Below are 218 nucleotides of genomic sequence, written 5' to 3'. Positions count from 1 at the left end.
CCTACATGTGTAGGATAGGTGGGAGGCTTTGAAGCGCAGTCGCTAGATTGCGTGGAGCCGTCCTTGAAATACCACCCTTGTAGTGTTGATGTTCTAACTTGGTCCCCTAATCGGGGATGAGGACAGTGCCTGGTGGGTAGTTTGACTGGGGCGGTCTCCTCCCAAAGCGTAACGGAGGAGCACGAAGGTGGGCTAATCACGGTTGGACATCGTGAGGT

At 54.6% G+C, this 218-nt stretch carries 1 rRNA gene; it reads left to right on the top strand.

Annotation, left to right across the window (positions count from 1 at the left end):
* A 23S ribosomal RNA gene (locus IQR33_RS35830) occupies window positions 1–218 on the top strand; the annotation flags it as partial.

The organism is Vibrio sp. OPT46, from assembly GCF_015163535.1.
Classification (GTDB): Bacteria; Pseudomonadota; Gammaproteobacteria; order Enterobacterales; family Vibrionaceae; genus Vibrio; species Vibrio alginolyticus.
Note: the sequence above shows the minus strand (reverse complement) of the source record. Positions and strands in the feature narration are given on the sequence as shown.